Raw genomic sequence first — 5,706 nt, 5'->3', positions numbered from 1 at the left:
GCCGCCGGCACCACGGGGGCCTGGACGGCGGGCACCTTCGTGGGCGGCGGGGGCGCCGCGGCTCCGGCCGGAAGCTCCTTGAGCTGACCGGCATCGTAGGCGCGGGAGGTCGGCAACACGGCCTGCGCGAACTCGCGGGACACGAGGCAGCGCCAGAAGCACAGCCAGGCGAGCCAGAAGCGGGCGAAGAACGACAGGGAGGCGGACGGGTCGGTCATCGGCCCCGGATAACAAAGCCCGAAGCCTTTGCAATTCAGCAACGACCCGAAGTGCCGGAAATGCAAAGGGCCTCACGGTTTCCCGTGAGGCCCTTCGGTTCTTCATGGTGGAGGCGGACGGGATCGAACCGACGACCTTCGCATTGCGAACGCGACGCTCTCCCAACTGAGCTACGCCCCCACAAAGGGACTCCAGACGGACTACGACTGCCTGCTTGCGCCCCGCCGGTGTTGGGACCGGCGAAGTGATGGGGCTAGTACCGGAGCCCCATCCGGCTGTCAAGCACGTCATTTCCACCCACAACCCTGCGATTGACGTGCCGCGCAGCGGATGCCATAAAAACCGCTTCCAGTATCGCATCCTTCCCGGCCGGTCTCCTCCGGGCCCCCCTTCTGGTTCATGTCCACCTCCCCATCGAAGACGTTGAGCCCCACCGAGCTCGCGAAGCTTGAGCATTCGTTCGCTTCCGATCCCTCGTCAGATGCGTACAAGCCCCTGGCGGAGGCGTACCTCGACCTGGGGCGCTTCATGGAGGCGATGGTCGTCTGCAAGAAGGGCGTGAAGGCCCATCCGACCGCCGCCGACCCCCGCCTGCTGCTCGCCCGCGTCTACGCGGCGCAGAACAAGGACAAGAAGGCCCTGGAGGAAGTCCAGGGGGCCCTCCAGGTCCAGCCCGAGGACAAGGCCGCGCTGCGCATGGCGGGCGTGCTCCTCATCAAGGGCGGCGAGGCGGAGAACGGCCGCGCCAGCCTCCTCAAGGCGTACCAGGCGGACCCGGGTGATCCGGAGACCGTCACGCTCCTGCAGCAGTACAAGGTGGAGATCCCGCGCCCGGCGGCGCCCACGCCGGTGCTCGCGCCCGTGGCCCCTCCGCCGCCCGCAGGTGGTGGTGGAAGAGGTGGAGGAGGACGACGACGAGCCGGCGCGCCGCAAGCCCGCCTCCGGTGGCAACCGCAGCAAGACGCTGTCGCTGGTGCTGCTGCTGCTCATCCCGCTGTTCGCGGGTGGCTACGGCTGGTACTCGGCGCAGGCGAAGAAGCGCGGCCGGGAGCTGAAGAAGAACCTGGACGTCGCCACCGAGCAGCTCAAGCACGACTCGTTCGTCAGCTACAAGAAGGCGTGCGAGGCGGCGGACCTGGCGCTGGAGGTGGATCCGGATTCCACCGCGGCCCACGGCTACCTCGCGTACGCCTACGCCATCCGCTGGGGTGAGCACGGCGGCGGCGACGACGCGCGCCGGCAGGCCGAGGAGCACCTGGCGGCGGCCCAGAAGACCCAGGAACTCTCCAGCCACCTCATCGCGGCGCAGGCCCTGGTGAAGACCTACAGTGGCAAGGGCAAGGAAGCCCTCACGGAGCTGGAGACGCAGGTCAAGGACCTGAACGAGAAGGGCAAGGCGTCCTCGCTCCTGTACCTCACGCTGGGCCTCATCCAGATGAACGCGGGTGACCTGGAGCGTGCGCGTGACAGCCTGGAGCGCGCGCAGGCGCTGGCGCCGGACGACCCGCGCGTCTACGCGGGCCTGGGCGCCGTGTACCGCCGGCTGGGCCAGGACAACACCGCCTGGAAGAATTACGACTTCGCGCTGCGCTACGAGAAGGACCACCCGGAGTCGCTGCTGGGCCGCTCGCTGCTGATGCTGGAGCAGGACGAGCCCAACTACGGGCTCGTGAACCAGATGATCAAGAAGCTGCTGGAGGTGGATCCGCCGCCCAGCCCGCGGCAGCTCGCCGCCGCGCAGCTCGCGCGCTCGCTGCTCATCGCCCGCGTGTCGCTGGCCATGCCCAACCTGAAGCCGGACGTGCAGCAGAAGCTGTCCGAGGCGACGGGCGTGCCGGTGGATCCGGCCAAGGCGAGGGGCGAGGTCACCAAGGCGGAGGAGACCGGCTTCGCGCTCGACAAGCAGAACCCGGAGCTGAACCTCATCAAGGGCCGGCGCCTGCTGGCCGAGGGCAACTTCGACCTGGCCGCCGAGGAGATCCGCAAGGCCATCAAGATGGACGCCAGCCGCGCCCAGTTCCACGTCGAGCTGGCCAAGGCCCTCATGGGCAAGCCGGGCGGCGAGAAGGAGGCCTCCGAGGCTCTCAACACCGCGCTCAAGACGATGGGCGAGAGCCCCAAGCTGGTGGTGATGCTGGGCAACGCCTACCGCCGCCAGGGCAAGCTGGACGACGCGCTGGCGCAGTACCAGCGCGCGGTGAAGGACCCGAAGGCGAAGAACCCCGAGGCCCGCCTCGCCATGGGCGCCATCTACCGGGAGCGCTCGGAGTGGGACAAGGCGAAGGAGCAGCTGGAGAAGGCCAACCTGGAGTTCGTCGGTCAGTCGGACCGCTCCGCCATGGCGCTCACCGAGCTGGGCCGCGTCTACCAGGGCAAGGGTGACATGGCGAAGGCGGATGAGACCTACCAGCGCGCGCTCAGCGTCGACGAGAACTACACCCCGGTGTACTACTTCTACGCCTCGCTGCTCTCCAAGGACCCCAAGCAGACGGCCAAGGTCCGCACGCTGGCGGCGGAGTACGTGAGGCGCGAGCCCAAGGGCGAGCACTTCACCGACGCGCAGCGGCTCGCGGGCCTTTGAATCCCTATGTAACCCGCTGCTGACCCCTGCCGTCCCCCGCGCCGCGAGCCCCACCCCGGGCCCGCGGCGCTTCGTTTTTGACGGGTTTTCGACGGGGGGCGACAAGGCAGGCTGATGTGGCGGGGGGGTATCCGCCTTGCCACCCCTGCCGGGTGACGGTATGGGAGGGGCCACCCCACGTCCCCCGGCCGGAAGTGACAGCGCGCCGGGGCCACCTGTTGGAGTCTGCGTGAGCGCGCGTGCCCTGTCTCTGTCGACCACCGCGTCCGACCTGATCTCCCTCACCAAGCCGCGGCTGTCCCTGCTGGTGCTCATCACCGCGGCGGGCGGCCTGTACCTGGCGCCGGGCCCGCTGGGGCCCGTGCGGGCGCTGGTGACGCTGCTGGCGACGGCGGGGACGGTGGGCGCGGCGAACGCGTTCAACTGCTACCTGGAGCGCCACAGCGACCAGTTCATGGCGCGCACGCGCAACCGGCCGCTGCCCGCCGGGCGCATGGACCCCTCCACGGCGCTGTGGTTCGGCCTGTCGCTGGCGGCGGTGTCGCTGCCGGCGCTGGTGCTGGGGGCCAACCTGCTGACCGGCGTGCTGGGGCTCATCGCGCTCCTGAGCTACGTGCTGGCCTACACGCCGCTGAAGGCGCGCACGTCCGCGGCGATGCTGGTGGGCGCCATCCCGGGCGCGCTGCCGCCGCTGATGGGCTGGACGGCGGTGACGGACGCGGTGGACGCGGGCGGCTTCGCGCTGTTCGCCATCATGTTCCTCTGGCAGATGCCGCACTTCATCGCCATCGCGCTGTTCCGCAAGGAGGAGTACGCGGCCGCGGGCCTCAAGTCGGTGCCGCTGGAGCGCGGTGACGAGTCCAGCCGCGCGCAGGTGGTGCTCTACCTGGTGGCGCTGGTGCCGATGACGCTCCTGCCCTTCCAACTGCACATCGCCGGCACGTGGTACCTGGCGGCGGCGGTGGTGCTGGGGCTGGCCTTCCTCGCGCTGGGCGCGTGGGGGTTCTTCAAGCACCTGGGGAAGCCCTGGGCGCGCCAGACGTTCATCTTTTCGCTCGTGTATCTCACCGGCCTGTTCGCCGCGCTGACGCTGGACCGCGTTCCGCGTGGCTAGGGCCCTTCGTGCCCATGCCTGACACCTCGGTTCCCACTCCGCCCCCGCCGCTCCTGCGCATCGAGGGGCTCACCCGCCGCTTCGGTGCGCGCACCGCCCTGGACGGGCTGTCGCTGTCCGTGCAGCCGGGCGAAATCCTGGGGCTCCTGGGGCCCAACGGCGCGGGCAAGTCCACCACCTTCCAGCTGCTCGCCGGGCTGCTCGCGCCGGACGCGGGGCAGGTGCACTTCGCCGGCCGGGTGCTGTCCTTGAGCGACCCGGCGCTGCGCCGCCAGATGGGCGTCATCTTCCAGCGCGGCAGCCTGGATGACCTGCTCACCGCGCGGGAGAACCTGCTGCTGGGGGCCCGGCTGTACGGCCTCACCGGCGCGGACGCGAAGGCGCGCGTGGAGACGATGCTGTCGCTCATCGGCCTGTTGGACCGGGGCGACGAGAAGGTGGGCACCTGGTCGGGCGGCATGCGCAGGCGGCTGGAGCTGGCGCGGGCGCTGGTGCACCAGCCGCGCGTGGTGCTGATGGACGAACCCACGCAGGGCCTGGACGAGGCGGCCTTCCGCACGTTCTGGACGCACCTCAAGCGGCTGCGCGACGCGCAGGGCATCACCGTCCTGCTCACCACGCACCGCGCGGATGAGGCGGAAGGGTGTGACCGGCTGGCGGTGCTGGACGGCGGGAAGCTGGTGGCGTGTGACACGCCCCGGGCGCTGGCCTCGCGCATGGGCGGCGACATCCTCACGCTGGAAGGCCCCGAACCGGAGGCGCTGGCCGAGCAGGTGACGGAGCGGCTGGGGCTTGCGGCGAAGGTGGTGGAGGGGCGCGTGCAGGTGGAGGCCGCGCAAGGACATGCGCTGGTGCCGCGGCTGGTGGAGGCCTTCCCGCCGGGACGGTTCGCCTCCGTGTCGCTGCGCCGACCCACGCTGGCGGACGTGTTCCTCCAGCTCACCGGCAAGGCGTTGGGCGCGGATGCCCCCGCGCCCGTGCCCGCGCCGAGGAAACGCCGATGAGCACCCACGTCCCCGTTCCTGTTCCGACGTCGATGGAAGCTCCAGGGGTGGCGGCGCCCGTGGAGTCCGCGCCGGCTCCGCGCCGGGAGCCGGGCACGCTCGCGCTGCAGTGGGCCACCGTGCGGGTGCTGCTCGTGCGCGACGTGGTGCGCTTCTTCCGTCAGCCCAGCCGGGTGGTGGGCGCGCTGGCGCAGCCCATCCTGTTCTGGTTCGTCATCGGCTCGGGGTTCGCGGGCTCGTTCCGCGTGGAGGGCGCGCAGGGGCTGGGCTACCAGCAGTTCTTCTTCCCGGGGGTCGTCACGATGGTGGTGCTCTTCAGCGCCATCTTCGCGACCATCACCGTCATCGAGGACCGCAAGGAGGGCTTCCTCCAGGCGGTGCTGGCGGGGCCGGGGTCGCGGCTGGCGGTGGTGCTGGGCAAGGCGCTGGGTTCCTCCACCATCGCGCTGATGCAGGCCTCGCTGTTCCTGCTCTTCGCGCCCCTGGCGGGCGTGGACGTGCGGGCGGTGGACTATCCGCTGCTCGCGGCGGTGATGGTGCTGTCGGCGCTGGCGCTCACGGGGATGGGGATGGCGCTCGCGTGGTGGGTGCGCTCGAGCGCGGGCTACCACGCGGTGATGAGCCTGGTGATGCTGCCCATGTGGGTGCTCTCCGGGGCGATGTTCCCGGTGAAGGGCGCGGGGCCGGTGCTGTCGTGGGTGATGCTGCTCAACCCGATGCGCTTCTCCGTCGAGGGCGTGCGCCGCGCGCTGTACGGGGCGCAGGCGTCGCTGGCGGTGGGCTCGGCG

General features: G+C 70.7%; 4 protein-coding genes, 1 tRNA gene and 2 pseudogenes. 5 read left to right on the top strand and 2 right to left on the bottom strand.

Annotated elements, in window-relative coordinates; all coding sequences use genetic code 11:
* Positions 1-218: pseudogene (locus D7X12_RS38655) on the bottom strand (DUF2760 domain-containing protein); the annotation flags it as partial.
* Between the two features lie 105 nt (positions 219-323).
* Positions 324-399, bottom strand: a tRNA-Ala gene (locus D7X12_RS38650).
* A 219-nt stretch (positions 400-618) separates the two neighbouring features.
* Here D7X12_RS38650 and D7X12_RS45310 point away from each other — a divergent pair.
* The 5 genes and pseudogenes from D7X12_RS45310 to D7X12_RS38630 form a co-directional block, all read left to right on the top strand.
* Positions 619-855: pseudogene (locus D7X12_RS45310) on the top strand (tetratricopeptide repeat protein); the annotation flags it as partial.
* A gap of 253 nt (positions 856-1,108) precedes the next feature.
* The gene (locus tag D7X12_RS38645) at positions 1,109-2,800 is read left to right on the top strand and encodes a tetratricopeptide repeat protein (RefSeq protein ID WP_244225038.1); all 1,692 of its coding nucleotides are present in this window, start codon (positions 1,109-1,111) and stop codon (positions 2,798-2,800) included.
* A 229-nt stretch (positions 2,801-3,029) separates the two neighbouring features.
* Complete coding sequence (cyoE, locus tag D7X12_RS38640; protein WP_120630167.1) at positions 3,030-3,914, top strand: heme o synthase; 885 nt, start codon at positions 3,030-3,032, stop codon at positions 3,912-3,914.
* 14 nt (positions 3,915-3,928) lie between these two features.
* The gene (locus D7X12_RS38635) at positions 3,929-4,918 is read left to right on the top strand and encodes an ABC transporter ATP-binding protein (protein WP_120630166.1); all 990 of its coding nucleotides are present in this window, start codon (positions 3,929-3,931) and stop codon (positions 4,916-4,918) included.
* Between the two features lie 32 nt (positions 4,919-4,950).
* On the top strand, positions 4,951-5,706 hold a 756-nt coding region (locus D7X12_RS38630; RefSeq protein WP_341868267.1), incomplete at its 3' end, for an ABC transporter permease.

Origin of the sequence: Corallococcus sicarius (assembly GCF_003611735.1) — a bacterium.
GTDB lineage: Bacteria > Myxococcota > Myxococcia > Myxococcales > Myxococcaceae > Corallococcus > Corallococcus sicarius.
Note: the sequence above shows the minus strand (reverse complement) of the source record. Positions and strands in the feature narration are given on the sequence as shown.

Excerpts from the sequence above, each read along its gene's own strand:
- D7X12_RS38635 (WP_120630166.1), top strand. The coding sequence starts at position 3,929 with ATGCCTGACACCTCGGTTCCCACTCCGCCCCCGCCGCTCCTGCGCATC.